Origin of the sequence: Halomicrococcus pelagicus (genome assembly GCF_051917725.1) — an archaeon.
Taxonomy (GTDB): domain Archaea; phylum Halobacteriota; class Halobacteria; order Halobacteriales; family Haladaptataceae; genus Halomicrococcus.
Genome location: NZ_JBQBLX010000005.1, coordinates 199,469 through 224,969 on the forward strand (window position 1 = coordinate 199,469; position 25,501 = coordinate 224,969).

Sequence of the window (25,501 nt, forward strand, 5' to 3'; positions counted from 1 at the left end):
TTCAGTAGTCGTACTTGCTCTCGTAGCCGCGCGGAGTGACCATCCGGTCGTCCCAGACGTACGTGTCCTCGTTGCCGACGAGAATCGTGGTCGTCATGTCGACGAGGTCGGTCTCGCCGAGGGATTCGAGGTCGCCGAGTTCGACGATTTCGACCCGCTCGTCCTCGCGGCCGGCCCCGTGGACGATGCCGACCGGCGTCCCGGGGTCGCGATGCTCCAGCAGAATCTCACAGCACTTCTCGAAGTTGTCCCTGCGCTTGCGACTCCACGGGTTGTAGATGGTGATGGTGAACCCCTCCTTGGCGGCGGCGTGGAGGCGCGACTCGATGGTCGGCATCGGCGTCAGGTGGTCCGACAGGGAGATGCTGACCGTGTCGTTCACGAGCGGTGCGCCGACCCGCGCCGCGCAGGACTGGGCCGCGGGCACGCCCGGAACGACCTCGAAGTCGAGCGCGCTGGCGGTCGCGCCCTTCGACTCCACGATTTCGAGCGCGAGACCGCCGAGCGCGTACACGTTCGGGTCGCCGCTCCCGACGATGGCGACGTGATTTCCCGCGAGCGCGCGGTCGACGGCCTCCTCGGTACGGGAGACCTCGCCGCACATCGGGGTGTCGTACAGTTCGTCGGCAGCGTCGGTGATCTCGTCGGGCAGGAGGTCGATGTACGTCGTGTAGCCGACGATGTGTTCGGCCTCCTGCAGCGCCGCGTGGGCGCGTCGGGTCATCCCGTCCGCGTGGCCGGGACCCAACCCGACCGCGACGAGACGACCAGGGTCGGCGTCGAAGTCGTCGACGGTCGCGCCGACCTTCTCTTCGGTCGACGCGTCCGCCGACCCGCCGCAGTTCGAACTCGACGACGAACCGCTCGACGCGCCGCAGTTCGACTCGCTCGTCTCCGTCTTCGATGCTCCGCACTTGGATTCGGTGGTGTCGTCAGTGCTCATCGTTAGAAGTCGTCGACGTCACGCCCGCCGCGCGGGGTGACGAGATGCTTTCCGCGTTCGTTCTCCCAGACGTTCGTCTCGTGATTGCCGACGAGGATGGAGGTTCCCATCCCGCCGACCTCGTCGTCGTGGTCGTCGGCCGCCCGCAGCGTCGTGATGGTGTGGGTCTCGCCGTCCTGATTGCGACCGGTATCGCCGCGGCTGGCGTCGTTGAAGATGGCGACCGGGACGTCGTCGGCGCGCTCTTCGCGGACGACGTCTATCGCGCGCTGGTAGTCCCGCCAGCAGTTGTAGAGGACGATGACGAAGCCGCTGATCGCGGCCGCGCGCAACTTCTCCTCTATCTCGTCCCAGCCGCGCCACTTGTCCGACAGCGATATCGTACAGAAGTCGTTCGACAGCGGTGCGCCGAGGTTCGCCGCGCCGCCGAGCGCCGCGGTCACGCCGGGTACGACCTCGATGGGGACGTCGTACGCCTCGTCTTCCTCCGCCACGAGGAACAGGAGGTCGCTCTTCCCGTACACGTTCGGATCGCCGCCCGAGACGTGGGCGACGTCCTCCCCGTCGCGGACGCGTTCGAAGGCCTCGCGGGCGAGTTCGGTCTGTCGGCCCATCGTCGACCGGACGACGTCCTGTTCCGGTCGACCGCCGGCCGAGGCGGTGGCCGTCCCGCCGTCTGTCGCGGTCTCCGGCGGAAGCGTCCCGTCGCGCCGCAGGAACTCCTGGTAGAGGTTCGAGGCGATGACGCAGTCGGCGTTGGCGATGACGTCCTTCGCCCGCTGGGTCATCGCGTGGGGTAGCCCCGGACCGATACCGACGACGTGGAGGGTACCCGTGTCGCCCCTGGTCTGGTCGTCGCTCATCTTATCGCCCCACCGCGACCGTCACCGCGTCCTCGAACCGCTCTTTCTCCCGCGCCAGTTCGTGTTCGCGACCCCCTGCGATGGCCGACGCTTCCGCGATGCCCGGCCACCCGATGAGTTCCTTCGACCGCGACGGGGAGGGTCCCTCGAACCCCTCCAGGGTCTCCTTTTCGAAGAAGACCACGCCGACATCGGCTTCCCGTGCGGCCTCGTAGATGCCCTCCTCGCCCTCCTTCCTGGTGCCGGTGGCGACGAAGTCCACGTCCTCGAAGCCGAGTCCGAGGTCGCCCAGTGCGGCGTCCCACGCGTCGAGTACCCGCTCCGACTCCACGCCCGAGACGGTGCCCGTCCCGAGGACCACGCCGTCGTCCCCGTTCCGCTCGATAACGGTCACGTCGTCGTCGACGAGCACCGCCCGCGGCCCGTCGAGTCGGGTGACGGGACCGAGTTCGTCGTTCAGGACGGCGAGGTTGGTCGCGACCGTCGAGTCGCCGTTGACGACGTGGGCGTCGAGCGCCTTCGCCTTGCTCTCGACTCCCTGCTCGCCCGCGGCTTCGCTCGCCGTGGTCATCGTCGGGACCGCACCCATCTCCGAGAGGTCGTGGGCGACCTGGTTGGCCCCGTGGTGGCCGCCAGTGATGGGGATGGCCCACGTGAGTTCCTCGTCGACGACGACGATGGCGGGGTCGTCCCACTTGTCGTCGAGGAGGGGTGCCGTCTTCCGCATCGCGATGCCCGACGCCATCAGCCCGACGAAGCAGTCGTACTCGCCCCAGTGCTCCGCGAACACGTCGCCGTGATACTCGACGACGTCCACGCGGTCGTACTCGTCGCCGATACCGTCCTTTATCTCGCGGGCGGTGTCGAGCTTGCGCTCGAAGCTGACGATAGCTATCTCCTCGGCCACCTCTCCGTCGGAGTCCGGCGTGGAGCAGTGGCCGCCCGATTCGTCCGATTCCGTCTCGTCTGTTTCGGTACTCATGGTCAGTCGTCCGCCTCGCTTTCGTTCGAACTCCCGTTCGCCCAGTCGCCGTACAGGTAGGAGCGCTCGTACTCCGTCCCCTGCGCCGCGTCGCCGATGATGACGAGCGCGGAGGCGCGGTAACCGGCCGCCTCCACCTGCTCACCGATGGTGGCGATGGTCCCCTCGACGACGTCCTCGTCGGGCCAGGACGCGTGGTAGACCGCGGTGACCGGCGTGTCCGGGTCGTGTCCCGCGGCTAGCAACCGGTCCATCGTCTCCCCGACCGCGTGCGTCCCGAGGTAGATACAGGTCGTCACGTCGCCCATCTCGACGAACTCGCCGATGTGGTCGTCGTCGGGGTCGAGTGTCTTGCCCTGGGGCCGAGTGAAGGCGACGTGGTTCGCCACGCCGTTCAGGGTGAGTTGCGTTCGAAGCGTGGCGCTCGCCGCGAACGCCGCGGTCACGCCCGGTACGAGGTAGGTCGGAACGCCCTCGTGTTCCAGCGCGTCCATCTGCTCCAGCGCCGCACCGTACACCGCGGGGTCGCCGCTGTGGAGGCGAACGACGTCGCGTCCCTCCTCGTGGGCGTCCCGCAGCAGCGGAACCAGTTCCTCCAGGTCCTTGCCGACGCTCGACACCTGCTCGGCGTCCGCGCAGTACTCCTCGAGGAGTTCGCTGTTCACGAGCGACCCCGCGTGAACGACGAGGTCAGCCGCTTCGACCAGCTCGCGACCCGTGACCGTCAGCAGGCCCGGGTCTCCGGGGCCTGCGCCGATGAACGGAATCCCCTCCCGAACCTCGCCGGCGGTTCGTTCGGCGATTCGGGCGTCGCGCCGTCGTGTCCGGGCGTCCGCCTCCGCCTCGATGGCGTCCTGCGGGTCAGTCATCCGACGCCACCTCCGGGGGTTCGTCGCCGTGAGCCTCGCCTTCGGCGCGTTCCCGCATCGTCACGTCGTCCGTCGTTTCGAACCTCGCAGTGGCCGGTTCGTGCTCGACGTCGCGCTTCTCCGCGTAGGCCAGCGTGTAGTAGTCCCGCTGGGCAATTGCCTCCGGGTCCTCGGTCACGACGGTCTCGCCCTGCTCCATGAACAACCGGCGACCGTACAGCACGTCGTACCCGGCTTCGACGAGTTTCTCGTGCGTCGTCGGAGCGTCCGTGACCTTGAACAGGATCATCCGGTCCGGACCGGTCGGGGCCGCACCCCGGGCGGCCTCGTGGAGCGCGAGGCTCGCCCCCGACGAGATTTCGACGCCGAGGGCGGTCGCGAACGCGGTGACCGCGCTGACGCCGGGGACGATTTCGACGTCGACGTCCGGATGGAACGCGGATATCGTGCGTCGAAGGTGGCCGAACGTCGAGTAGACGTTCGGGTCGCCCAGGGTGACGAACGCCGCAGTTTCGTCACGCGCTCGCGGTGCGATTTCGTCGGCGGCCTCTCTCCAGGCCCGTCGAAGCTCGTCCTCGTCGCGCGTCATGGGGAAGTCGACGTCGCCGATGCGGTCTTCCGGTACGTGGTCGGTGGCGACCGACCGGGAGAGTCGCCCCGGCGAGTAAACGACGTCGGCCTCTTCGAGGACGCGTCGACCCCTGACGGTGACGAGGTCGGCGTCGCCCGGACCGAGGCCGACTCCGTACAGGCTCATCGTCGTCTCCCGTCGGAATCGCGTTCCGGCGACGTTCGAGGTTCACGCGACCCATCGCTCCCGTCGGAGTTCTGCTCCGACGACGTTCCCGGCCCGTCGGACCGATTGCTCCCGTCGGCGTCTCGCTTCGCGGACGTTCGCTTCACGTCGGTCGGCTCGCCGCCGTCCGCGGCAACTTCGTTCGGGCTCCCGACCAGCATGTACACCGGATTGTCCGAGTCGAAGCTGGTCGCACCGGCCAGCTGGTAGCCGTGGCTCACCTGGAACTGGACGACTTCGTCGAGGAGATTCCGCTCGCGGAACGCCTCGGTCGCCGCACCGGCGACTTCGAGCCTGGAGACGTTCATCACGACGCGGTCGACGCCGGTTTCGACCGCGTGGTCGAGCACCGACTCGTAGTTCCTGCTCCCGCCGATGAACAGCGCGTCGGCGTCCTCCGGCAGTCCGTCTGGCGCCTCCGCCTCCCGGAGCGTGACGTCCGTGGTGACGTCGTTCGCCGCCAGGTTCTTCCGACTGACCGCCAACCGTTCCGGTTTCCGTTCTATCGCAGTGACCCGCCCGGCGCGGCGCGCAGCCTCGATGGTGACCGCGCCCGTGCAGGGACCGACCTCGGCGAAGTGGTCGTTCGGCGCCAGGTCGAGTTTGCCGTGAAGGACGGCCCGAACCTCGGGTTTGGTCGGGCCCGCCTTCGCGTCGTGAGGAAGTGCTGTGCGTGCCATCACCGGAGACAACTTGCGTGGGGCCTAAAACAATTTTGGTTGATTTACTCCAAGTCAATTTTTACTACGGCGCTCGTTCCGGCTTCGAAGACAAGCTCATCGACACTAAGGCAAAGATACTTGAGTTGTCGGTGTTCACAGTCGCCAACGACAGAACAAATGGACACGTCCGACGATGCAGGTGTTCTGCGGAGCAAGCGGAACGCCACGAGATACCAGATCCTGGTTCAAATCGCGGAACGACAGCCGGCGGTGAGCCAGCAGGAAATCGCGGACGTGATCGGAATCACTTCGCAGGCCGTGAGCGATTATCTCCGGGACCTGATCGAGCACGGGTGCGTTCGGAAGCACGGCCGCGGACGCTACGAGATCACCAAGGAAGGCGTGGACTGGCTCATCTCTCAGACCGACGAACTCCGCGATTTCGTCCGACACGTCTCCGAGGACGTCATCGGCCAGGTCGAGATCGAAACCGCGTTCGCGACGACGGCAATCGACGAAGGGCAGACGGTGTCGCTCTCGATGCGGGACGGCGTTCTCCGAGCGACGCCGGGTGAAACCGCAAACGCAACTGCAGTTGCAGTCACGGACGCGGAGAAGGGACGGGACGTCGGCGTCACCGATTTCGAAGGCGTCCTCGACTACGAGGTGGGGAGAGTGACTGCAATCTCGGTTCCGCGGGTTCAGGACGGAGGAAGTACGGTGGTCGACTGTGCGACGGTTTCCGATTGCGCCGAAGCACACGACCTGCTCGTGACGTCCGGCACCGAAGCGCTGGCGGTGGTCGAGTCGACGGACCACGAGCCGGACGTTCGCTTCGGGACTCCCCTCGCGGTACAGGAAGCCGCCACGAAGGGGCTGGACGTGCTGTTGCTCGCGGTCGCGAACGAGCTTTCGACGCACACGGACGAACTCCGGGAACGGAACATCAGCTACGAGGTCGTCGACGCTGCCGAGTAGTCCGGTCGGAGACCTCCATCGAACGCGGTTCCACACGTGAAGGCGACGGCGTCCCTCCATACGACCGCCGAGTTCGCAGAGCGACGGCGGTCGAATCGTCGGGAATCGAATCCCGCATCTGGCGGGTCGGTGACGGTGTCGAAGGTACGCGGTCGCACCTGCTAGTCGCTCCCGTGACCGCTCGCTTCACCGCCGTCTCCGCTTCGAGTTGCTCCCTGCAGTCGAGGGACGACGGCTCAACCGTCCTCGAATCTCTCTCCGAGCACGTCGGAGTCGTAGAGCGATTCGATCTCCCGGCGATTGTAGCCGTGTTCCCGGAGGATTTCGTCGGTGTGCTCGCCGAGTCGAGGCGGATACCGGCGAACGCTCGCGGGGGTTCGCGAGAGATGCATCGGAGAGCCGGGCATCTCCACTTCCCCGGCGGTAGGGTGAGCGATGGAGGCACGCATACCACGCGCCCGGACCTGGTCGCTTTCGAACACCTCCTCCATATTCTTGACGTCGCTCGCCGGAACGTCGTGGTCGCCGAACGCGGAGAGCAGTTCCGCGGTCGTCCGCTCGGCGAACTCCGGTCGGAGTTCCGCGTCGAGGGCCTCGCGGTGCTCGACGCGTCGCGGATTCGTCTCGAACCGGTCGTCGGCGACGAGGTCGGGGCGGTCGAGCGCCTCGCAGAACCGGGGCCAGACGTGTTCCGACGCCACCGCGACGACGACGTAGCCGTCGGCGGTTTCGTAGGCCTGGTACGGGGCGATGGTCGGATGTTTGCTCCCCATCCGGCCGGGTGGGTCGCCGGTCGCGAAGTAGTTCGTCGCCATGTAGCTCATCCACGCGGCCTGGCCGTCGAGGAGGCTGACGTCGACTTTCTGTCCGACGCCATCGCCGAGTTCGCGCTCGAAGAGCGCCGCGAGAATCGCCTGCGTCGCGTACATGCCGGCACCGATGTCGGCGATGGCGACGCCGACGCGAACGGGACTCCCGTTCTCTTCGCCGGTGATGCTCATGAGTCCGCCCTCGGCCTGCATCATGACGTCGTAGGCCGGTCGGTCCCTGTCCGGCCCCCACTCGCCGTAGCCGGACAGCCCGCAGTACACGAGTTCAGGGTTGTCCTCTCGGAGTCGCTCGTAGCCGAGGTTCCACTCTTCCATCTTCCCGACGCGGAAGTTCTCGACGAGGACGTCCGCGTCGCGGGCGAGGTCCCGGAACACCTCCTGACCTGCTTGCGAGGCGAGGTCGAGCGTCATCGACCGCTTGTTGCGGTTGACGCTCATGTAGTAGGCGCTCTCCTCGGCGTCGCCGTACCGCGGCGGATGCCACTCGCGGGTCTGGTCTCCGGTCCCGGGCCGTTCGACTTTGAGTACGTCCGCGCCGAGGTCACCCAACTGCATGGTGCAGAACGGCCCGACGAGCACGCGGGAGGCGTCGAGCACCGTAACTCCGTCCAGCGGACCGGTATCGGTCTCGGGATTCTGCGCTTCACCAGTCATCGGTTTGCTCGTCGACGGGAAGACCAGTCAGGTCTTCGCTTGGCATCGGGGCGTAAATCGCGGTGCCCTCGCAGGCGTGACGGCCTCCACGCCGGCGGCGTGGCGCGTCGGGGGTATCGGTAGCGACGCCGTCGCCGCCGGACTCGCGCGTTCCGCGGGCGACGCGGGACCGGTCGCGGGCCGTCCGGACGCCGTCGTGTCCGGCCGTCGAGCCGTGCCGGATGCGCACGTCGCCGCGCTCTTCCGGTTCCGCGAACTGGTGGGCGAGCGACGAAGCGGCCGAACCGTTCGGTCGGGCACGGACCGATACTCCGGTAGCGTCACTCCGCGAGAGCGTCGAGCACCTCGTCGGCGAGATACTCCCCGAACGGAAGCGAGGACGTGAGTCCGGGCGAAACGGCGTTGAGCACGTGCAGCGAGTCGGGACCCCGTTCGAACACCGGCTCCTTCACGAGCCGACCGTCGTCGCGCACCACCTGTGCACGGATGCCGGCGTAGCTCCGGCGGAAGTCCGCTCCGCGGGCCTCGGGGACGAGTCGCCGGGCTGCTTCGACGAAGGCCCTCTTCCGGTACGACTTGTGGAGCTCCGCCAACGCTACGCGGACCATCTTCGGACTGCCGAGCAGTTTCCAGAGCCCGCCGTACCGCAGCGTCTCGGCCAGTTCCGAGAGGTCGAAGTCGGTGTTCCGGTAGGCCTCGCGCCCGAACGCGAGCACCGCGTTCGGTCCGACGATCACCTTGTCGTCCGTTCTGCGCGTGTAGTGGACGCCCAGGAACGGAAGACCGGGGTCCGGCGTCGGGTAAATCATCGACTCGCAGAGATGGCGGCGCTCGGGCGTGAGTTCGTAGTACTCGCCGCGGAAGGGGACGACCTGGTACTCCTCGCCGACGCCGACGTCGTGGGCGATCGTGTCCGCGTGGAGACCGGCGGCGTTCACGACGTAATCGGCTTCGATTCGACCCTTGTTCGTCTCGACGAGATAGCCGTCTCCGCTGCGATGGAGCCCCTCCACCTCGTATCCCATGTAGAAGTCGACGCCCATGTCCTCCGCGTCGGATGCGAGCGCGTAGACGTACTTCTGGGAGTCGATGGACGCGGCCTCCGGGCAGTAGAGCGCCGCTCGTCCGTCGGCGTGCGGCTCGCGTTCGGAGAGCTCCGCGGCGCCAATCACCTCCGTCTCGACACCGTTCGCGTCTGCCTGCGCCTTCAGGTCGTCGAGACGCGCTACCTCGGCGTCGTTCCGCGCGACGACGACGACGCCCGTCTCGTCCAGCGGTACGTCGTGGTCCGCGGCGAACGCCTTCATCCGCATCGTCCCCTCCGTGGCGAACCGCGCCTTGAGCGACCCCGGCGGGTAGTTGAACCCCGGATGGAGGACGCCCGAGTTGCGACCGCTCTGGTGGACCGCCAGGTGGTGCTCTTTCTCCAGGACGCACACGTCGAGGGCGGACCGTTCGACCAGGTGGGCCGCGACCGAACACCCGACGCATCCGCCGCCGACGACGGCGACGTCGTGGCGAACCATGCCGAAGGGTAAAAACGGGTCCACAAAGAGGCTGCTGTTCGTCGAGTACCGCCGCGGCTAGAGACCGGAGCACGACGACCGGCGAAACTCACATTCGCGCTCGCCGACTAGCTTCGACTAATGACGATCGAAATCCAGAGCTGACGGCGGCGTCTCCGCCGTCCCGGTAGCGGCGTTCGACGACTCGTTTTTCCTGGCAGACTGGGAGGCACCACAGAAGTCGAACGTCGGCGGCGATTTCGTCGCCATCGAAGGCCGTAACGAGGACGGGTGAAGGACGGGGGGAACTCGCCGGAAGCGCGTGAACGTTGGTTCCCGTTCGCGTGACGGCCGACGCCGACGGGAGGCGACCGGTCGCTTACAGCGCGTCGAGGACGCGCTCGAACCGTTCGGACACGTCCTCGGCGATGGGGTCGAGGTCGGCGTTGTCGGTGATGCCGACGAGCTGTTTCGGGTCGACGGCGCTCACGGCGACCTCGCCCTCGTCGGTCTCGTAGACGATGACGTTACACGGCAGGAGCGCGCCCAGTTCGATCTCGTCTTCGAGACCCTGGTACGCGAGCCCCGGATTACAGGCGCCGAGGATGCGGTACTGCCGGAACTCCTCGTCGAGTTTCTCCGCGAACGTCGCCTGGACGTCGATGTCACAGAGGACGCCGAACCCCTCGTCTTCGAGGGCGTTCGTCGTCTTCTCGACGACCGCGTCGAAGTCACCGTCGACGTCTGTCTGCATCGTATAGTCCATATTTCACAATCACGGTCCAGCCGCTTAGTACTATCGTGTCGGAGCGACGCGAGTACGACGGACGACGTCGCTGTCCCTCGGCGGTCGGGGACGCTCGACGTCGTCCCCTCGGCAGCGTTCTCCGACGCTCTTCCGCCCATCGCCGGCGTAGAATTGTGGGAAATCAGCAATACCACTCCGGCGGAGACGGGTGAGCACCGACCGTGGCGCTCGAACGCGATGTCCGGCGGACCGGGGAACGATTCGGCGAGTCGAACGTCGGTGTCGCCCGCGTCTCCTCGCCCCGGGAGCGCGTCGTCGCTGCCGTCGCGGCGATACGGACGGGTGCTCGACGCGAGTCGCGGAACACCCATCACCCTCGATACCGTACCCCGTCCAGGAGGAGGACGCCATGGACGACCATCGCCACTCGACCGACGACGACGGAACCGACGACCGCGGTCGGTCAGACGCGACGCGCGACGACGGAGCGACGGACAGCGCGGACGCGGAGGCCGAACCGCGAACCGAACAGTCGCTCCTCGAAGACGAGGCCGACGCCGACGAAGCCGAGGCACGCGTCGAACGGCACGGAAACCACGGGGGAGACGACCGCGACCACGGCGACCACGGAGGAATGCACGAGGGACACGAGGAGATGTTCCGCCGCCGATTCTTCGTCTCGACGCTCCTCTCGATTCCGGTGCTCCTCTACAGCGAGACGCTGCAGGACTGGCTCGGATTCTCGGTCCCGGCGTTCCCCGGGAGCGAGTGGATAAATCCCGTCTTCGCGGTTCTCGTCTTCGCGTACGGTGGCGTCCCGTTCCTTCGGATGGCCGTGCCCGAGGTCCGGAACCGCTCGCCGGGGATGATGACGCTCATCTCGATGGCCATCACCGTCGCCTTCGTCTACAGCCTGGCCAGCGTGGTCTTCCCGACGACATCGGCGTTCTTCTGGGAGCTCGTGACGCTCGTCGACGTCATGCTCCTCGGTCACTGGATCGAGATGCGGAGCGTCCGCCGGGCGTCCAGTGCCCTCGACGAACTCGCCGAGTTACTTCCCGACACCGCCGAGCGCATCACGGACGGGGGAGACACGGAGGAGGTACCGGTGAACGACCTCGAAGAGGACGACCTCGTCCTCGTTCGTCCCGGTGCCAACGTGCCCGCCGACGGCGTGGTCGAGGAGGGCGACTCGGACGTGAACGAGGCGATGATAACGGGGGAGTCCCGGCCGGTCTCGAAGGAGCCGGGCGACGAGGTCATCGGCGGCACCGTCAACGGCGACGGCAGCCTTCGGGTCCGCATCACCGCCACCGGCGACGAGACGGCCCTCGCCGGCATTATGCGACTCGTCGAAGAGGCCCAGCAGAGCAAATCCCAGACGCAGGTGCTGGCGGACCGCGCCGCGGGCTGGCTGTTCTACGTGGCGGTCGCGTCGGCCGCCGTCACCGCCGTCGCGTGGGCGGTCGCCACCTCGTCCGGCGCCGCCGTCATCGAGCGCGCGGTCACCGTGCTGGTCATCGCGTGCCCGCACGCGCTCGGACTCGCCATCCCGCTGGTCGTCGCCATCAACACGTCGCTTGCGGCCCAGAACGGGATGCTCGTCCGGGACCGCATCGGCATGGAGCAGGCCCGAGAAATCGACACGGTGATATTCGACAAGACGGGGACGCTGACGGAGGGCGAGCAAGGCGTCGTGGACGTGGCGACCGTCGACGGCCTCAACGAGGACGACGCGTTCGCGCTGGCCGCCGCCGTCGAGGGCGACTCCGAGCACATGATCGCCGAGGCCATCCGTGAGGCGGCCGACGAGCGCGGCGTAGCGGCGCGGGACGCCGCCGACTTCGAGGCGCTCAAGGGTCGCGGCGTGCGCGCGACCGTCGACGGGGAGACGACCTACGTCGGCGGACCGAACCTCCTCTCGCAACTCGACGGCGACACCCCGTCGGTGCTCGCGGACTTCGCGGAGCGAGCAGGAGAGAACGCCCGGACCGTCGTCTATCTCGTCCGGGACGACGAACCGGTGGCCGCCTTCGCGCTCGCCGACGTGATACGAGACGAGAGCTATCGGGTCGTCGACGCGCTCCACGAGTTGGACGTCGAGGTAGCGATGCTGACCGGCGACTCCGAGGACGTCGCCCGCGCGGTCGCGGAGGAACTCGGCATCGACACCGTCTTCGCCGAGGTGCTCCCGGAGGACAAAGACGAGAAGGTCACCGAGCTACAGAACCAGGGAAAGCTCGTGGCGATGGTCGGTGACGGCGTCAACGACGCCCCCGCGCTCACGCGCGCGGACATCGGTATCGCCATCGGGAGCGGGACGGACGTCGCCGTGCAGTCAGCGGACATCATCCTCGTGCAGAACAACCCGCTCGACGTGGTGCGGCTCGTCAAGCTGAGCCGGGCGAGCTACCGGAAGATGCAGGAGAATCTCGTCTGGGCCGCCGGGTACAACGTCTTCGCCATCCCGCTGGCCGCGGGCGTGCTCGCGCCGGTCGGAATCCTCCTCTCGCCAGCGGTCGGCGCGCTGTTGATGTCGCTGAGCACGGTCATCGTCGCCATCAACGCCCAGTTCCTGCGGCGGATAGACCTGGAACTCCCGACGTTACCCGGCCTCCCGTCGAGCGCCGAGCCCAGTCCGAGCGACTGATCGGCTTCGGGCTCGCTCCGACGTCGAACGCTTATCCGTGACGACGCCCTACGTCGGACGATGAGCGCTCCGAAACAGGACTTCCAGACCGCGGTCGACAAGACGCCGAGTCGCGACGAACGCGAAGACGCCATCGACGCGCTCGTCGACGCCGGCGAGTGCGAGAAACTCGCCATCCTCGTCCAGATGGACGGGCTGGACGGCCCCTTCCGGCGACGGGCGCTGAACGGGATGGCGCAGGCGGAGTGTTCCGACCTGCTTCGCACGATAGTCGAGAACGGCGGGCTGGAGGAGTCCCTGCAGTCCGACGGCCGGGAACTCCTCGAACGGTAGTCGGAAGGCCGTCGCACGACAGCCGCGAGGTCGGAGCCGACGCGCGCTACGGCCGGGACGGTCGCCCGGTGGAGCGTTCGCGCCGGTCGACCGGTCGCTCTACGCTCCACCCTCCTCGTCGGCGGTTCGTGGATGCTGCGGGACCGACACACCGAAGTACCGGGCAGTACGACCACCAGCCATGAGCGGACACGAACACCAACCGGGAGAGAGGGACCGCGTGACGGCACCGCAGCAGGAGTACTCGATGCGCGACGTGGGCATTGGCCTCGTCGTCTTCGTCGTCGGGCTCGTCGTCACGTTCGGCGTCCCCCTCGCACTGTTCTGACGTCTCTGGGGGTTCCGAGAACCCCGGACCGGCCTCGCAGTCCCCGAGAGACGCGTCTTCGCGACTCGTACCCGAAGCACGGGGGCGAGCGCGTGCGACCGAATCCCGTCGTTCGATACCGGCCAAACTTTTACTACGGGCAGAGTACCCCGGAGCATGGTGCGTAACTACGCGGAGTTGCACGATCCCAACGCGGAGTACACGATGCGCAATCTGTCCAGCGAGACGATGGGCCTCACCGGCGACCGCGGCGGCGGCCCACGCGACCTGGAGATAACGGACGTCCAGACGACGATGATAGACGGCAACTTCCCGTGGACGCTCGTCCGGATATACACCGACGCTGGTGTCGTCGGCACCGGCGAGGCCTACTGGGGCGCGGGCGTTCCGGAGCTCATCCAGCGCATGCGGCCGTTCCTCGTCGGCGAGAACCCGCTGGACATCGACCGCCTGTTCGAGCACCTCGTCCAGAAGATGTCCGGCGAGGGCTCCATCGAGGGCGTCACCGTTACCGCTATCTCCGGCATCGAGATAGCGCTCCACGACCTCGCGGGGAAGGTCATGGACGTACCGGCCTACCAGCTTCTCGGCGGCAAGTACCGCGACGAGGTTCGCGTGTACTGCGACTGCCACGCCGGCGACGAGGCGAATCCCGAGTCGAACGCCGACGAGGCCGAGCGCGTCGTCGAGGAACTGGGGTACGACGCCCTGAAGTTCGACCTCGACGTGCCCTCGGGCCACGAGAAGGACCGCGCGAACCGCCACCTCCGCAACCCCGAAATCCAGCACAAGGTCGACATCGTCGAGGCCGTCACGGAGCGCGTCGGCGACCGCGCGGACGTCTCCTTCGACTGTCACTGGACGTTCTCCGGCGGGAGCGCCAAGCGCCTGGCGCACGCGCTCGAAGAGTACGACGTCTGGTGGCTCGAAGACCCCGTCCCGCCGGAGAACCACGACGTGCAGCGCGAGGTCACCCAGAGCACCACGACGCCCATCGCGGCCGGCGAGAACGTCTATCGCAAGCACGGCCACCGCCGCCTCATCGAGGAGCAGGCCGTCGACGTCATCGCGCCCGACCTGCCGAAGGTCGGCGGCATGCGCGAGACCCGGAAGATAGCGGACATGGCCGACACCTACTACACGCCCGTCGCGATGCACAACGTCTCCTCGCCCGTGGCGACGATGGCGAGCGCCCACGTCGGCACCGCCATCCCGAACTCCCTCGCCGTCGAGTTCCACTCCTACCAGCTCGGCTGGTGGGAGGACCTCGTCGAAGAGGACGTCATCCAGGAGGGGTACATCGAGATCCCCGAGAAGCCCGGCCTCGGCATCACGCTCGACATGGACGTCGTCGAGGAGAAGATGGTCGCCGGCGAGACGCTGTTCGACGAGGCGTAAGTTCGCCGAGCGCGGGGGTCCGAGTCTTCCGCCGTTCGACGGGCCGTAGCCGGCGTCGAGCCGGCGGACCTCCCGCCCGTCCCGTTCGACTCGGGGCCACACCGAATCCGTCGCCCCTCCGTTCGACCGAGGAAAGCACCGATTTCGTACATGTCCAGCCCTAGCGATGTTTATTTCTCCTACAAAATTCTTATTTCACGCCGGCAACCGAATCTTAGTATGACTCGGCTCCGTCGACGAGATTTCCTGACGGCGGCGGTCGCCGGCACCACGGCCGCGGTCGTTCCCGTCGCTTCCCGGACGACGAACGACGCGGGAAGTCCTTCGGCGAGCGGCTGGACGACGCACCGCGGGAACGCGGGCCGGACCGGGGCGACGGACGCGGCCGGTCCGGGGCCCGACGTCGGGACCGAGTGGTCGACGGACCCTGGCGGCAGCGTGGCCGAACCGGCGGTCGCCGACGGCACGCTCTACCTCGGAATCACGACGGCGCACACCCCCTCGGCCAGCGAGGGGTACGTCGCCGCTTACGACCCGGCGACCGGCGAGGAGCGATGGCGGAAGGGGGGTATCTCCCGTCCGGGGACCCTCACGGTCGGCGACGGGACCGTCTACGTCGCCACCCACGGGACCGAGGACTCCGACGGGTCCGGATTCTTCGCGCTGGACGCCGGCACGGGCGAAACGAGGTGGCATCGGCCGGCCTCGTTCGGACTGGAGGATGTGGTGTTCGCCGACGGCCGACTGTACGGCGAAGCGGGTAGCGACGCCTGCGCGCTCGACGCCGGGACGGGCGAGGTTCGCTGGCGGACCGAAGGCGTCGGCGGCGGCACCTGCTACGCCGACGGCACCGTGTACTACGGTACGGGGGTCGCGCTGGACGCCGCCGACGGGAACAGCCGCTGGAACGTCTCCGGCGACGTCGGTAACCAGTGGAGCGACGACGTGGTGCAGACGGTCGGCGGCGGCACCACGTACGGTACCCTGTCCGGACAGGACGTGCCGACCGAGGTCCAGGCGCGGTCGGCGGCCGACGGGTCGCTCCGGTGGTCCTACTCGCCCGGTTCCGGGAGCTACTGGCGGTTCGACCGGCTCGCGGTCGCAAACGGTCGGGTCGTCTGCCTGTTCGACGACACGGTACACGCGCTCGACGCCGCGACGGGCGAGGAGGCGTGGACGTACGAGGCCGACGTACAGCTCACCAGCAGCCCGACGATGGCGAGCGGGACGGTCTACGTCGGCGGGCGGACGGACCCCGAGTCCGAATCCGGCGACGCGGCCGTGGTCGCGCTCGACGCGACCTCCGGCGAGCGCGCGTGGCGGCACGTCTTCGGAAGCTGGGAGTTCGAGGACTACGGCCCCGCCGCCGCGACCCCCGTCGTCGTCGGTGGGAACGTCTTCGCGGCGACGTATCCGGAGGGGTCGGCGATAGATTACGAGTACACCGAGCACGCCGACTTCCACGTCCTCGGCTCCGGCGGCGGAGGGGACGGCGAGACGACCACGACCACGTCCGAGCCATCGACCACCACCTCCGAGGGAACCACGACCACTTCCGGGACCACGACTGGCTCCCGAACCACGACCGGTCCCCGGACGACAACCGGCTCCCGGACGACAACCGGCTCCCGGACCACGACGGAACCGCCGGCGACCACCTCCGAGACGGCGACCGCGACCGATTCGACGTCGTCCGCGTCGAAACCGACCGCGACGACCACGAACGCGAAGACCGGGGCGGCGCAGTCCACGACGACCGACGGACTGCAGACGACGACCACGGCCGGTTCGACGAGTTCCGGAACCGGAACGACCGCCACCGACGGCCAGACGGGGTTCGGCGTGCTGTCCGCGCTCGGCGGTCTGGCCGGCGTCGGTGCCTACATCCGGTCGCGCCTCGACGAGGAGGACTGAATCGCCCGCGCTGACGGTCGAACCGGGCGACGTGCTCGAAGTCGGACCACCGCTACACTGCGCCGGGGTCGACCTGCCGGCCGACCCACAGCAGGCTGGCGACGAGGAGGACCGCGGCGAGCGGGACCAGGGCGGAGAAAGCCGTCAGCAGGACGCCGGAGGCCTGGACGCCGAGTACGACGAGCACGACGGGACCGCAGCACGCAGCACCCGACAACAGGGCGGGAACGGCGGCGAGCGCACCGGACGAGGAGCGCGCTAACCCGCACGCTTTCGGCTGTCGCCAGGCGAGGTAGGTGACGGCGAGGTTCGCCCCCACCAGCACCGCGAGACCCAGGCCGACAAGGAGGTCCAGCGGCGAGACGAGCAGCGTGGCGAACGGGAGTCCGAGCCGGGCGACCGGTTCCCAGGTGAGCGTCCCGGTCGGCTCGACCATCCGGGAGAGGGGGTCGCTCACGACGAGCAGTTCGACTCCGTCTCCGCCCGGCGTCAGGTGGCCGAGGGCGTAGAGGTAGGCCAGCAGGTAGCCCAGGGTCACCCCGAGGAGCATGAGGCGGGCGTCGGTCCGGGCGAGCACGGCCCGGACCGCGAACGCCGTCCGCGAGACCGTCCTCCCGACCGACCCCAGGCGTGCGCCCTCGGCGGTCGGCTCGCCGTCCGTCTCACTCATGGACGGACGTCTCCGGGTAGATACCCGCCCACGCGAACCACATCGCGTCGTAGGCGTACTGGCGCTCCAGCGGCAGGTCGGCGGGCGCGCTGGGAGTTCCGTCCGGACCGACGACATCGCCGTCGCGGAACGCGAACGACCGCTCGTCCGGGTTGCGATAGACGTACGCGGTGTCGAGGTCGGGGTCGTAGGCCGCGAGCAGCGGCGTGCCCGCGAGTTCGCCGTCGAGGAGCTTCTCCGTCCGGAGCGCGTCCTTCGGGAACGCGGCGGCCCCCTCGGACGACCGCGTCCCGACGACGACCGCCTTGCCGTCCAGGCGGTCGTCAGTTCGGAGCGGCGGGAACAGCGGGTCGCCGCCGGCGTAGTAGCCGTCTCTCGGATTGTACGAGCCGTAGGGGTCGTCGTCGTAGTCGCGGACGTACCCGGTCTCCTCCGAGAGCACCCGGGTGTCGGGGTGGGTGTCGCGCCAGCGCGCCCACGTCGTCCAGACGAGGCGGAACTCGCGGAGCGAGCGTTCGGCAAACCGCCCCTCTATGGCGGTGGCGAGCATCTGGGGCCACCGACTGTCGGTCGCCCGGTCGTACATCACGAGGTTGTCGTTGAGCAGGTCGCCGGAGACGCCGAACGTCGTCGCGCCGCGGTCGAACCCCATCGCCGTCCCCGTCAGCGGGCAGTAGGTGACGCTGACCGGCGTGCCGTCCAGCGTGTCGTTGCATATCTCGTGCCAGACGAGCACGTTCTGCGGGTACGCTTTCGCGTCGCTCCCGCGGACGACCCCGAACACGACGTCGCCGTCGTCGAGGTGGTCGTTCGCTGCGCTCGCGTCCGTAAAGGTCGGTTCGTCGATGGACGGGATACCGTCCTTCGGCGGGCCACCGGAGACGACCCCGGACCGGAGTCGTTCGAACGGGTACTGGACCGTCAGCGCGGCGTCGGCGAGCGGCGGTTCCCCGTCGGACGCGGTCGCGGACTCCGAGGGCGACCCGGTGGTCGTCTCGGTCGTCGTCGTGCCGTCGCCGTCCTGCCCCCCGCGGACGCTACCGCCGAGACAGCCGGCCGTCGCCGCCGTCCCCCCGACGGCCGACGCCGCCAGAAACGCGCGTCGTGAACAGCGCTGCATACCTCCGCTAGGTCTCCAGCGTGGATAACGGTTCCACGGGCGTGCACGCGAGGTGCACGACCGGACGGCACCGCGAGAGAATCAGACCGTCGCTTACGCGCTGTCGGTGTCCTCGTCGACGTCGACGTGGCGCTCGTCGGCGCGCTCGGTCGACTCCTCGTCGTCGGGCAGCCCCTCGGCGTCGGACTGTTCGAGTTCCGCGGAGTCCATCTCCTCGTCGACCCGTTCGAGTTCCTTCTCGACCTCCTGTTCGCGCTCGCTCTGCATCTCCCGTTCTCGATCGCGGTCGTCTTCGGCCATGGGGCGGACTTGTTCGCACTCGCACTTGGCAATGATGGCCCCCTCACCGTCCGCCGGGGACCACCGACGCGTGGCCGCCGGGACGTCGCGCCTCGAAGACGCGCACCGCTGGAATTTTTACACCGCCCGCCGACGGTCCCCACATGGCCGACGTGCTGGAGGACAAACGCGCCGCGACCCGCTTTCGCATCCTCGCCGAGATAGCCGACCGCCAGCCGGCGGTGAGCCAGGGCGAGATAGCGGACGCCGTCGGCGTCACGAGCCAGGCCGTCAGCGAGTACATCCGGGGGCTCGTCGACGACGGCCTCGTCGAGAAGGAGGGTCGTTCGCGCTACAGCGTCACCAAGGAGGGCGTTGACTGGCTGCTCCGGGAGGCGACCGACGTCCGGCGGTTCGCCGACCGCATCACCGAGGACATCCTCGGAAGCGTCGGCGAGGACGCCGCGATAGCGACCGCCGACGTCGAGGAGGGCGAGGAGGTCATCCTCACCGTCCGGGACGGACTGTTGCACGCCTCGCCCGAGGGCGACGGCCCCGCGACCGGGGTCGCCACGACCGACGCGGACGAAGGCGAGGACGTCGGCGTCACCGGCTTCGAGGGCATCATCGACCTCGACCCCGGTTCGGTGACCGTCTACCAGGTACCGCCCGTCCGCTCCGGCGGGAGTCGCGCCGTCGACGTGGACGCCCTCGGTGACGCCGCCCGGGACGCGGCGGTGCTCGCCGCCACGGGCGTCGAGGCGGTCGTCGCGCTCCGCTCGGCGAACGTCGAACCGGACACCACGTTCGCGACCGGCGAGGTGGCCGCCGACGCCGCGACGCGCGGACTGGACGCGGTCGTCGTCGCCACCGCCGACAGCGTCGGTCGGGTGACCGACGCGCTCCGCGAGGCCGGCGTCGCCTACGAGGTCGCCGACGTGAGCTGAACTAGTTCGCGTGCTTTTTCGCCGTGGTGTAGGCCTCGCGGACCCGCTGGAACTCCTCCCGACTCCCGCCGTGGTCCGGATGGACGTCCTTGACCCGGTCGCGGTACGCCGATTTCACGTCCGAGAGGGTCGCGCCCGTCGACAGTCCGAGGATGGCGAACGCGGCCTGGGTCGTGTCGACTCCCTCGCCGTCGTCGAGTTCCGGCGTCTCGAACGGGAGGCGGTCGCCGAGGTGGATGCCCGGCATCTCGTGTTCGACGAGGACGCCGTACGTCGGCGACTTCTCGATGCGGAAGAACGCCCTCGCGTCGAAGGTTATCGCCACGTCGCGCTCGGGCAGGTAGAAGGCGACGTGTTGCCCCTCGACGAAGTGGTCCTCTGCGAACTCCTCGCCGATGCTCCGGAGGTACTGGCGAATCTCGACGCGCCGCTTGCTCTCGCCGAGGACGTAGGACGCCTTGCTCGCCTCCGGGGTCGGAAACAGGCGAGCGCCGACGAGGAAGATGCCGGCGATGACGACCGCCGTCGCGACGGACAGCAAGAGGCCGAGGACCAGCCAGTCGGCCATGATGTGCCGTAAGTGTCCCACGATTATCAAACTCCCGCCGGGACGACGAACGGGCACTGAGCGCCCGTTCGCCCACGACGGACGCCGTCCACAGGGTCGGTGCGCCGACGGGGTCCCGGGGGCGGCCCCGGAGGCTTTTGGGTGCATTTTTAGTGGTCGGACAGTAACGTCCGGGTATGACAGTAGCGGACGACTCGAACGAGGAGCACGGCCATCACCTGCCGGCCGTCGAAGATTGGCCGAGGGGTTTCGGCGAGGCGTCGTGGTGGCCGTTCATCACCGCGTTCGGCGCAGCCGGATTCTACGTCGGTGCCGCGCTGTACGTGCTCGCCCAGGGCGACCAGCCGCTCGTCGGACCGATGATCGGGCCGTCGGTGTTCATCGCCAGCGCCCTCGTCTTCCTCGTCGGGCTGTACGGCTGGGTGTACCACGCCTTCGTCAAACACTTCTGGTCGCGCGACCCTAACGAGAGTAGCGCGAACGCGCTCCGGTGGGGGATGGTCACGTTCCTCGGGTCCGAGATAGCGACGTTCGGTGCGGGGTTCGTCTACTACTTCTTCATCCGGACGAACACGTGGCCCCCGGCGGGCGACGAACTGCCCGAACTGCTGCCGATGGGCGGTATCTCGGAGATGCTGGGGTCGCTCGTGCTCATCAACACCACCATCCTGGTCATCAGCAGTGGGACGCTCCACTGGGCGCACGTCGAACTCCGGAAGAACAACCACCAGCGCTTCATCGCCGGGGTCGCAGCGACGCTCCTGCTCGGCCTGATATTCATCGGCGGGCAGGTGCTAGAGTACTACGAGTTCATCGTCCACCACGGCTTCACGTTCACCGGCGGCGTGTACAACAGCGCCTTCTTCGGGCTGACCGGCCTGCACGGTCTGCACGTCAGTCTCGGCGCGGTGCTCATCGGCATCGTCTTCATCCGTGCGCTGTACGGGCAGTACTCCGCCGATCGGCACGTCTCCGTGACGACCGTCTCGATGTACTGGCACTTCGTGGACGCCGTCTGGATATTCCTCGTCGTCGTGCTGTACGCCGGCGCGGAACTGCACGCCTGATTCGCCGTCACCTTTCTCGCGCTCTCGCCGTCGACCAGCCTCGCGCTCGCCCACCTCTCCGATAGCGGTCCGTTCGACGCCGTTTTCGGCTTCCGAGACGGAGGTCGCGGGACAAGACAGCACATATTTATGGGCTACTTCCTAACGGCTAGGTAGCATGGATTCCAAGCGGCCAGCGTTCGTCGCGCTACTGGGTGCAGCGCTGCTCGCGCTCGCCGTCGACCCCGCGCTCGCGCAGGGGTACGACTCGGCGACCGAGGACCTGATTCGGACGCTGAACACCCAGCTTCTGTACGCGGCGATCCCCATCACGGTGCTCGTCGAGGGTATCCTCATCTACACGGTGTGGAAGTACCGGAACAACGAGGATCCGCTCCCGACGAAGGAGAACCGGCGGCTCGAGATCACCTGGACCGTGGCCACGGCCATCGTCCTGCTGTTCGTCGGCTACGCGTCGTACGGCGTGATGGCAGACCCGTACGTCACGACGACGCAGCAGGACGTGGAGAGCATGTCCGACGACGCCGTCGAAATCGAGGTCATCGGCCAGCGCTACAACTGGAAGTACACCTACTCCGATCAGAACATCACGAACCGCACCACGAACGTCGTCGTGCCGGCGAACACGAACATATACTTCAAAGTCACGTCGACCGACTGGATACACGCGTTCCACGTCCCCGAACTCGGGCTGAAACAGGACGCCCTCCCGAACCAGCACAACACCATCAAGACGAAGATAAACGAGCAGGGGACCTACCAGGTCTACTGTGCGGAGTACTGCGGCTCCGGCCACTCCGCGATGCTGAGCGAGATCAAGGTCGTCTCACAGCAGGAGTACCAGCAGTTCCTGAAGGAGAACGGCGGCGGTAGCGCCGGCGGCAACAGTAGTTCGAACAACTCGACGGCGTCTGCCTGACGCGGTCGCTTCCTCTCGACTCCCTTTTCGGACCGACGCTCGCCCGGAAGCGGTTGGTCTAAGTGCCGCGGGTCGAAAGTACCGATAACGGTGTCATTCGACAGTTCATCGACCGGTTTCGAGCGCGCGCTCGCGGCGACAGCGGTCGGCGTCTACCTGCTGGTGGTCGTCGGTGCGACCACGGCGCTGACGAACGCCGCGACCGCGTGTCCGACGTGGCCGGCGTGCAACGGAAGGTGGGTCGTCCCCTTGGACGACCCGCAACTGGCGGTCGCGTGGGGTCACCGCGTCGTCGCGCTCGCGGTGGGGCTGTTGCTCACCGGGACCGCGGTTCTCTCGCTGCGGCGCGACGTCCGGCGTCGCGTGCGCGAGGCGCTCGCGTTCGCCGCGGTCCTCTACCCGGCGCAGGTCGTCCTCGGCGCGCTCGCGGCGACGACGACGACGCCCGCGTGGTTCGCCGGCGTCCACCTCGCTGCGGGGATGGCCATCTTCGTCGGCGTCGTGCTCGCGCTCGCGTGGACGCTCGAACCGGAGACCAAGGACGGTCCGGTCGAGATGGGCGTCGTCGGCCCGGACGGGCCGACCGACTCGCCGCCCGTCCGCTCCGCGCCCGACGGCCTCGCCGAGCGCGCGAAACGGACCGGCTTCGCCTACTTCCGTCTGATGAAACCGCGGCTGATGTGGCTACTCTGTCTCGTCGCCTCCGCCGGTATGGCGCTGGCGGCGGGGCCGAACCTGCGCGTCGGGACGGTCGTCGCCACGCTGACCGGCGGCGTCCTCTCCATCGGGGCGAGCGGGACGTTCAACCACGTCCTCGAACGCGACAAGGACAAGAAGATGAACCGGACCGCCGACCGCCCCGCCGCCACCGACCAGATTCCGATTCGGAACGCGGTGGCGTTCGGTCTGCTGCTGGCCGCGCTCTCGCTCGCGGTCTTCCTCTCGGTGAACCTGCTCGTCGCCGCGCTCGGACTGACCGCCATCGTCTTCTACAGCGTGGTCTACACGCTGCTGCTGAAGCCGAACACGGTCCAGAACACGGTCATCGGCGGGTTCGCCGGGTCGCTGCCCGCACTCATCGGTTGGGCCGCGGTCACGGACGGCGTGGGACTGCCGGCGCTGGTGCTCGCCGGCGTCATCTTCCTCTGGACGCCCGCCCACTTCTACAACCTCGCGCTGGCGTACAAGGACGACTACGCCCGCGGGGGCTTCCCGATGATGCCCGTCGTGCGGGGCGAGGCCGAAACCCGGAAGCACGTCCTGCTGTACCTGGGTGCGACGCTGCTGGCGTCTAGCGTGCTCGTCGCCGTGACGAACCTCGGCTGGCTGTACGCGGCGACGAGCGTCGCGTTCGGCGCGGTCTTCCTCTGGACGGTCGTCCGCCTCCACCGCGAACGGGACCGGGCGGCGGCGTTCCGCTCGTTCCACGCCTCCAACGCCTATCTCGGTGCGGTCCTGATCGCCGTCGTCGTCGACGCCATCGCACTGTGACCATGAGCACGAAGATAGCTCGCTTCAGACCGAACGGCACGTCGCTTGCGGTGGGAGTAGCGGTGTTGAACGCCGAGTTCCTGTTGCTCGCGCTCTACCTGGTCATGTCGAACCGCACCGGGGGCGAGATACGCTACCTGCTCTACCCGTTCGTCTGGATGAACGTCGCCGGCTACGCCGTCCTGAAGACGAAGCCGGTCGCCGAGACCGACCGCCAGCGCTACCTCGCGGCGGCGGTCGGCGTCGCCTACTTCCTCGTCCTCGGGTACTTCGGCGGGCTGTACGGCCCCGGCATGGACATGGCCGGGATACCGGCCGGCGGTGCGAGCGTCGCGTGGCTGCCTCCGGGCTGGGGGCCGGCGCTGCTGTACCACGGCGAGTGGCTCCGCCTCTCGCTGCTCCCGTTCAAGGTCGTCGGCTACCTCGGGCTGGCGTATCTCGTCTACGCGACCGTGCTCGACGCCGCGAGTTCGGCCCTCTCGGGCGTCCTCGGGCTGTTCTCCTGCGTGAGCTGTGCGTGGCCGGTCGTCGCCACCCTGATGACCGGCGTCGCCGGCGCGGGGTCGGGACTGGCGGCGACCGTCGCGTCCGGGTCCTACGACATCTCGACCGCCGTGTTCGTCGTCACCGTCGCCCTCCTGTACTGGCGGCCGACGGTGCGGTGACGCCAGCGGGACGACCGACGCCGACTACGTCACGCCGACGTCGTCCAGGAAGGACCGGTGCTCGTCGGCGCGTGCGTCCACCGCTCTCTCGGGCCGACCGGCCATCTCCTCGCGGAGGTTCCGCATCAACCGCACCCGGGCGAGTACGCGGTACGTCCGGCGTCGCTCCTCGAACCCCTCGTCGCGAGCGAGCGCGTTCGTCGTCTCGTAGCCGGCGTACAGCCGTTCGCGACATCTCGCCCGCTCGTCGGCGTCCAGTTCGGGCCAGTCGACGAGGAGGGCCTCGGTGACCGCGAGTTCGTACCGGGCGGTGGTCGCCACCGGCGACTCCCAGTCGAGGACGGCGGCAGTCACGTCCCCGCCCTCGCTCACCGTCGCGTCTCCACTCTCACCCACCGTCGCGTCTCCGTCCCCGTTCGCGTCCGTCGTCGCGTCCAGTCGGTCGTCCCGCTCCTCGCCCTCGGTCACTGCGGGGTCCAGCAGGAGGTTCCCGAGCCGGTAGTCGTTGTGCGTGACGACCGGTTCGAAGGAGTGGGGTGACGCGGCGAGGCGGTCGGCGGCGTCCTCGAAGTACGACGTCAACGCCGGAACCAGGTCCGCGAACCGGCCGTCTTCGAGCCGCTCGACCTGCATCGCCGCCCACTCGCCGAACATCGACGGCCAGTCCTCGAACGCGCGGGCGACCGCCAGTCCGCCGTCGCCGGACCGGAGCGCCCCGAACTCCTCGACCGCTACCGCTCCGTGGAGGTCGCCGAGGTTCCGACCGGCCTCGAAGCAGACGCGCTCGAACGCGCCCGGAGCGAGGCGGGTGGGCGACGCCTCGACGTTGCGGCCGTCGACGCCCTCGGTGACGAAGAAGGGGTCGCCGACCGTCTCGCCCGGGTCGCTGCCGAGCACGGCCGGGACCGGAATCTCCGTCCGCTCGGCGACCAGCGAGAGCAGGTGCGACTCCGCGCGGAAGCCGTCGTCGCCGAACCGCGTGCCGACCTTCAGCACGACCGTTCGCGTCTCCCCTCCCGGCTCCGCGACGGTGACGAACCGGACCGCGTTCTTGCCGTGGTCGGCCGGTTCGACGGCACGAACCGTCGCCTCCGGGAGTACCGTCTCGACCGCGCGTCGAGCGTCGTCCTCCGACAGCGAGTCGTCCGTGGCGTCGTCGGCGCGGGATTCGTCGGTCACGTGCTCGTCGTGGACGGCCGCCGTGAAAGGCGTTCGGCGAACCGGAGTTCTGTTAGATGTCCAACCGTTCCCTCCGCCGACGGGGAGCGACGAGCGGAGTCCCGCTGGAGACCCGTCGCGCCGCACCGTCCGTCCGACCGGCG

Annotated in this window: 25 protein-coding genes; 11 read left to right on the plus strand and 14 right to left on the minus strand. The window is 68.4% G+C overall.

The genetic code is table 11. The features are described 5' to 3' along the window. Position 1: 1 nt before the first annotated feature. The 6 genes from cobJ to cbiT are packed head-to-tail and all read right to left on the minus strand — an operon-like array spanning position 2 to position 5,133. Positions 2-943 carry a precorrin-3B C(17)-methyltransferase gene (cobJ, locus tag ACTF4R_RS14995; protein ID WP_440008700.1) on the minus strand — a complete coding sequence of 314 codons (942 nt, stop codon included), beginning with the start codon at positions 941-943 and terminating at the stop codon, positions 2-4. Positions 944-945: 2 nt separating this feature from the next. Then, positions 946-1,806 carry a precorrin-3B C(17)-methyltransferase gene (locus ACTF4R_RS15000; protein ID WP_440008701.1) on the minus strand — a complete coding sequence of 287 codons (861 nt, stop codon included), beginning with the start codon at positions 1,804-1,806 and terminating at the stop codon, positions 946-948. A 1-nt stretch (position 1,807) separates the two neighbouring features. Further along, positions 1,808-2,788 carry a cobalt-precorrin 5A hydrolase gene (gene cbiG / locus ACTF4R_RS15005; RefSeq protein WP_440008702.1) on the minus strand — a complete coding sequence of 327 codons (981 nt, stop codon included), beginning with the start codon at positions 2,786-2,788 and terminating at the stop codon, positions 1,808-1,810. A gap of 2 nt (positions 2,789-2,790) precedes the next feature. Then, positions 2,791-3,657: a cobalt-precorrin-4/precorrin-4 C(11)-methyltransferase gene (locus tag ACTF4R_RS15010; protein WP_440008703.1), complete on the minus strand. Its 867-nt coding sequence runs from the start codon at positions 3,655-3,657 to the stop codon at positions 2,791-2,793. Next, positions 3,650-4,414, minus strand: coding sequence for a cobalt-factor II C(20)-methyltransferase (locus ACTF4R_RS15015; protein WP_440008704.1), 765 nt, complete (start codon positions 4,412-4,414; stop codon positions 3,650-3,652). Before ACTF4R_RS15015 ends, ACTF4R_RS15010 begins: the two co-directional genes overlap by 8 nt. Then, positions 4,411-5,133 (minus strand): precorrin-6Y C5,15-methyltransferase (decarboxylating) subunit CbiT, encoded by a 723-nt coding sequence (cbiT, locus tag ACTF4R_RS15020; RefSeq protein ID WP_440008705.1) that lies wholly within the window; start codon positions 5,131-5,133, stop codon positions 4,411-4,413. The genes ACTF4R_RS15015 and cbiT overlap by 4 nt, the downstream gene beginning before the upstream one ends. Before the next feature lie 159 nt (positions 5,134-5,292). On the opposite strand from cbiT, the gene ACTF4R_RS15025 reads away from it, so the two are divergent. Next, complete coding sequence (locus tag ACTF4R_RS15025) at positions 5,293-6,093, plus strand: DUF7839 domain-containing protein (RefSeq protein WP_440008706.1); 801 nt, start codon at positions 5,293-5,295, stop codon at positions 6,091-6,093. Between the two features lie 236 nt (positions 6,094-6,329). Here the strand turns inward: ACTF4R_RS15025 and ACTF4R_RS15030 are convergent, their stop codons facing one another. From ACTF4R_RS15030 to ACTF4R_RS15040, 3 genes are all read right to left on the minus strand, one after another. Further along, entirely contained in the window at positions 6,330-7,577 is a 1,248-nt protein-coding gene (locus ACTF4R_RS15030; protein WP_440008707.1) for a CaiB/BaiF CoA transferase family protein, read from the minus strand. 320 nt (positions 7,578-7,897) lie between these two features. Then, positions 7,898-9,103, minus strand: a complete 1,206-nt coding sequence (gene lhgO, locus ACTF4R_RS15035; protein ID WP_440008708.1) for an L-2-hydroxyglutarate oxidase — start codon at positions 9,101-9,103, stop codon at positions 7,898-7,900. Positions 9,104-9,461: 358 nt separating this feature from the next. Beyond that, positions 9,462-9,848 (minus strand): DUF302 domain-containing protein, encoded by a 387-nt coding sequence (locus ACTF4R_RS15040; protein WP_440008709.1) that lies wholly within the window; start codon positions 9,846-9,848, stop codon positions 9,462-9,464. A 391-nt stretch (positions 9,849-10,239) separates the two neighbouring features. Here ACTF4R_RS15040 and ACTF4R_RS15045 point away from each other — a divergent pair, with 391 nt between their 5' ends. The 5 genes from ACTF4R_RS15045 to ACTF4R_RS15065 all read left to right on the plus strand — a co-directional run bounded on the left by ACTF4R_RS15045 (position 10,240) and on the right by ACTF4R_RS15065 (position 16,453). Then, complete coding sequence (locus ACTF4R_RS15045) at positions 10,240-12,480, plus strand: copper-translocating P-type ATPase (protein ID WP_440008710.1); 2,241 nt, start codon at positions 10,240-10,242, stop codon at positions 12,478-12,480. 60 nt (positions 12,481-12,540) lie between these two features. Further along, entirely contained in the window at positions 12,541-12,813 is a 273-nt protein-coding gene (locus ACTF4R_RS15050) for a hypothetical protein (protein WP_440008711.1), read from the plus strand. Positions 12,814-12,994: 181 nt separating this feature from the next. Next, positions 12,995-13,141 carry a DUF7550 family protein gene (locus tag ACTF4R_RS15055; protein WP_433628264.1) on the plus strand — a complete coding sequence of 49 codons (147 nt, stop codon included), beginning with the start codon at positions 12,995-12,997 and terminating at the stop codon, positions 13,139-13,141. 156 nt (positions 13,142-13,297) lie between these two features. Then, entirely contained in the window at positions 13,298-14,539 is a 1,242-nt protein-coding gene (locus tag ACTF4R_RS15060) for a mandelate racemase/muconate lactonizing enzyme family protein (RefSeq protein WP_433628261.1), read from the plus strand. Between the two features lie 219 nt (positions 14,540-14,758). Beyond that, positions 14,759-16,453: an outer membrane protein assembly factor BamB family protein gene (locus tag ACTF4R_RS15065; RefSeq protein WP_440008712.1), complete on the plus strand. Its 1,695-nt coding sequence runs from the start codon at positions 14,759-14,761 to the stop codon at positions 16,451-16,453. A gap of 52 nt (positions 16,454-16,505) precedes the next feature. Here the strand turns inward: ACTF4R_RS15065 and ACTF4R_RS15070 are convergent, their stop codons facing one another. From ACTF4R_RS15070 to ACTF4R_RS15080, 3 genes are all read right to left on the minus strand, one after another. Beyond that, complete coding sequence (locus ACTF4R_RS15070; protein WP_440008713.1) at positions 16,506-17,123, minus strand: hypothetical protein; 618 nt, start codon at positions 17,121-17,123, stop codon at positions 16,506-16,508. Then, complete coding sequence (locus ACTF4R_RS15075) at positions 17,116-18,243, minus strand: DUF3179 domain-containing protein (protein WP_440008714.1); 1,128 nt, start codon at positions 18,241-18,243, stop codon at positions 17,116-17,118. Before ACTF4R_RS15075 ends, ACTF4R_RS15070 begins: the two co-directional genes overlap by 8 nt. Positions 18,244-18,336: 93 nt before the next feature. Further along, positions 18,337-18,543 (minus strand): hypothetical protein, encoded by a 207-nt coding sequence (locus ACTF4R_RS15080; RefSeq protein ID WP_440008715.1) that lies wholly within the window; start codon positions 18,541-18,543, stop codon positions 18,337-18,339. A gap of 143 nt (positions 18,544-18,686) precedes the next feature. Between ACTF4R_RS15080 and ACTF4R_RS15085 the strand changes: the two genes are divergently transcribed. Next, entirely contained in the window at positions 18,687-19,469 is a 783-nt protein-coding gene (locus ACTF4R_RS15085) for a DUF7839 domain-containing protein (RefSeq protein WP_433628247.1), read from the plus strand. Between the two features lies 1 nt (position 19,470). On the opposite strand, the gene ACTF4R_RS15090 is transcribed toward ACTF4R_RS15085, so the two are convergent. Then, positions 19,471-20,037 carry a J domain-containing protein gene (locus ACTF4R_RS15090; RefSeq protein WP_440008716.1) on the minus strand — a complete coding sequence of 189 codons (567 nt, stop codon included), beginning with the start codon at positions 20,035-20,037 and terminating at the stop codon, positions 19,471-19,473. A gap of 176 nt (positions 20,038-20,213) precedes the next feature. On the opposite strand from ACTF4R_RS15090, the gene ACTF4R_RS15095 reads away from it, so the two are divergent. From ACTF4R_RS15095 to ACTF4R_RS15110, 4 genes are all read left to right on the plus strand, one after another. Further along, on the plus strand, positions 20,214-21,104 hold the full coding sequence (locus tag ACTF4R_RS15095; RefSeq protein WP_440008717.1) for a cytochrome c oxidase subunit 3: 891 nt from the start codon (positions 20,214-20,216) through the stop codon (positions 21,102-21,104). A gap of 157 nt (positions 21,105-21,261) precedes the next feature. Further along, the gene (gene coxB, locus ACTF4R_RS15100) at positions 21,262-22,023 is read left to right on the plus strand and encodes a cytochrome c oxidase subunit II (protein ID WP_440008718.1); all 762 of its coding nucleotides are present in this window, start codon (positions 21,262-21,264) and stop codon (positions 22,021-22,023) included. 90 nt (positions 22,024-22,113) lie between these two features. Further along, positions 22,114-23,514, plus strand: coding sequence for a heme o synthase (gene cyoE, locus ACTF4R_RS15105; protein ID WP_440008719.1), 1,401 nt, complete (start codon positions 22,114-22,116; stop codon positions 23,512-23,514). A gap of 2 nt (positions 23,515-23,516) precedes the next feature. Then, a complete protein-coding gene (locus ACTF4R_RS15110) occupies positions 23,517-24,179 on the plus strand; it encodes a DUF7546 family protein (RefSeq protein WP_440008720.1) in 663 nt (220 codons plus the stop codon). A 24-nt stretch (positions 24,180-24,203) separates the two neighbouring features. Here the strand turns inward: ACTF4R_RS15110 and ACTF4R_RS15115 are convergent, their stop codons facing one another. After that, the gene (locus ACTF4R_RS15115) at positions 24,204-25,358 is read right to left on the minus strand and encodes a phosphotransferase (RefSeq protein ID WP_440008721.1); all 1,155 of its coding nucleotides are present in this window, start codon (positions 25,356-25,358) and stop codon (positions 24,204-24,206) included. Between the last annotated feature and the right edge of the window lie 143 nt (positions 25,359-25,501).

Excerpts from the sequence above, each read along its gene's own strand:
- cobJ (WP_440008700.1), bottom strand. The coding sequence starts at position 943 with ATGAGCACTGACGACACCACCGAATCCAAGTGCGGAGCATCGAAGACG.
- ACTF4R_RS15000 (WP_440008701.1), bottom strand. The coding sequence starts at position 1,806 with ATGAGCGACGACCAGACCAGGGGCGACACGGGTACCCTCCACGTCGTC.
- cbiG (WP_440008702.1), bottom strand. The coding sequence starts at position 2,788 with ATGAGTACCGAAACAGACGAGACGGAATCGGACGAATCGGGCGGCCAC.
- ACTF4R_RS15010 (WP_440008703.1), bottom strand. The coding sequence starts at position 3,657 with ATGACTGACCCGCAGGACGCCATCGAGGCGGAGGCGGACGCCCGGACA.
- ACTF4R_RS15015 (WP_440008704.1), bottom strand. The coding sequence starts at position 4,414 with ATGAGCCTGTACGGAGTCGGCCTCGGTCCGGGCGACGCCGACCTCGTC.
- cbiT (WP_440008705.1), bottom strand. The coding sequence starts at position 5,133 with ATGGCACGCACAGCACTTCCTCACGACGCGAAGGCGGGCCCGACCAAA.
- ACTF4R_RS15025 (WP_440008706.1), top strand. The coding sequence starts at position 5,293 with ATGGACACGTCCGACGATGCAGGTGTTCTGCGGAGCAAGCGGAACGCC.
- ACTF4R_RS15030 (WP_440008707.1), bottom strand. The coding sequence starts at position 7,577 with ATGACTGGTGAAGCGCAGAATCCCGAGACCGATACCGGTCCGCTGGAC.
- lhgO (WP_440008708.1), bottom strand. The coding sequence starts at position 9,103 with ATGGTTCGCCACGACGTCGCCGTCGTCGGCGGCGGATGCGTCGGGTGT.
- ACTF4R_RS15040 (WP_440008709.1), bottom strand. The coding sequence starts at position 9,848 with ATGGACTATACGATGCAGACAGACGTCGACGGTGACTTCGACGCGGTC.
- ACTF4R_RS15045 (WP_440008710.1), top strand. The coding sequence starts at position 10,240 with ATGGACGACCATCGCCACTCGACCGACGACGACGGAACCGACGACCGC.
- ACTF4R_RS15050 (WP_440008711.1), top strand. The coding sequence starts at position 12,541 with ATGAGCGCTCCGAAACAGGACTTCCAGACCGCGGTCGACAAGACGCCG.
- ACTF4R_RS15055 (WP_433628264.1), top strand. The coding sequence starts at position 12,995 with ATGAGCGGACACGAACACCAACCGGGAGAGAGGGACCGCGTGACGGCA.
- ACTF4R_RS15060 (WP_433628261.1), top strand. The coding sequence starts at position 13,298 with ATGGTGCGTAACTACGCGGAGTTGCACGATCCCAACGCGGAGTACACG.
- ACTF4R_RS15065 (WP_440008712.1), top strand. The coding sequence starts at position 14,759 with ATGACTCGGCTCCGTCGACGAGATTTCCTGACGGCGGCGGTCGCCGGC.
- ACTF4R_RS15070 (WP_440008713.1), bottom strand. The coding sequence starts at position 17,123 with ATGAGTGAGACGGACGGCGAGCCGACCGCCGAGGGCGCACGCCTGGGG.
- ACTF4R_RS15075 (WP_440008714.1), bottom strand. The coding sequence starts at position 18,243 with ATGCAGCGCTGTTCACGACGCGCGTTTCTGGCGGCGTCGGCCGTCGGG.
- ACTF4R_RS15080 (WP_440008715.1), bottom strand. The coding sequence starts at position 18,543 with ATGGCCGAAGACGACCGCGATCGAGAACGGGAGATGCAGAGCGAGCGC.
- ACTF4R_RS15085 (WP_433628247.1), top strand. The coding sequence starts at position 18,687 with ATGGCCGACGTGCTGGAGGACAAACGCGCCGCGACCCGCTTTCGCATC.
- ACTF4R_RS15090 (WP_440008716.1), bottom strand. The coding sequence starts at position 20,037 with ATGGCCGACTGGCTGGTCCTCGGCCTCTTGCTGTCCGTCGCGACGGCG.
- ACTF4R_RS15095 (WP_440008717.1), top strand. The coding sequence starts at position 20,214 with ATGACAGTAGCGGACGACTCGAACGAGGAGCACGGCCATCACCTGCCG.
- coxB (WP_440008718.1), top strand. The coding sequence starts at position 21,262 with ATGGATTCCAAGCGGCCAGCGTTCGTCGCGCTACTGGGTGCAGCGCTG.
- ACTF4R_RS15110 (WP_440008720.1), top strand. The coding sequence starts at position 23,517 with ATGAGCACGAAGATAGCTCGCTTCAGACCGAACGGCACGTCGCTTGCG.